Here is a 681-nt window from a genome sequence, read left to right on the forward strand (position 1 = left end):
GGCAAGGCCATAGGTCCATTCGGACGCAGACCCGAAAACGGACGCGCCATACGGATCGGCCGCCCGAGTGCCCCTGTAAGCAAGTGGCTACCAACTTCCCGTCACCTAAGAGAAAATTATTCTAGATTTGACCGAAAAATAGCAATCGACAAAGTCTACAAGTTTTATAGATTAACAGACGAGACGGAGGTCGATATGTCCTATATCCAGAACGCCCAGACGGATCGCAGTGGTCAGCGGGCGGCCAATGCCCAGACCTTCCGCCCGGCCTATGCCGGGGCTTTCGCCTATCTCGTCTTTGCCCTTGCGTTCGTGTTCACCGGGGCCGTTGTTCTGGGTCTTATTCCCTGAGTCGTCAGATCGACCGGGGTTAGCTGCCCCACCACTTACAGGCAATTGGAGTTGAATGAACCGAATCCTCGGCGTGCTTTCGCGCGCCCGACACCACGGAGGACATGGCAATGCCGATCGAGTTCACGCATATTCCCGGCAAGACCGCCGATGCCGCGGTTCCCTTTTTCTACGACTTTGCCGAGACCGCGACCAAGCTCGGGCTGATCGAGGACGGCGGCTTCCGCAAGATCGTCGTCGACGATTCGGCCGGACTGCTGACCAACATGGATCTTGCGGCCCAGGTGCTCGATCGCACCTCGTCGCTGGAAGTCGTGCTCACCCATTGGG

1 protein-coding gene and 1 pseudogene are annotated in these 681 nt (G+C 57.9%); both read left to right on the forward strand.

Annotated elements, in window-relative coordinates:
• The first annotated feature begins 195 nt into the window (after positions 1-195).
• Positions 196-351, forward strand: coding sequence for a hypothetical protein (locus EN969_RS33980; protein WP_013528960.1), 156 nt, complete (start codon positions 196-198; stop codon positions 349-351).
• Positions 352-461: 110 nt separating this feature from the next.
• A pseudogene (locus EN969_RS33985) lies at positions 462-681 on the forward strand (LLM class flavin-dependent oxidoreductase); the annotation flags it as partial.

The organism is Mesorhizobium sp. M7A.F.Ca.CA.003.01.2.1 (genome assembly GCF_003998945.1).
Classification (GTDB): domain Bacteria; phylum Pseudomonadota; class Alphaproteobacteria; order Rhizobiales; family Rhizobiaceae; genus Mesorhizobium; species Mesorhizobium ciceri.

Bases quoted from the DNA above. Each gene is read 5' to 3' on its own strand.
- EN969_RS33980 (WP_013528960.1), top strand. From the start codon at position 196: ATGTCCTATATCCAGAACGCCCAGACGGATCGCAGTGGTCAGCGGGCG.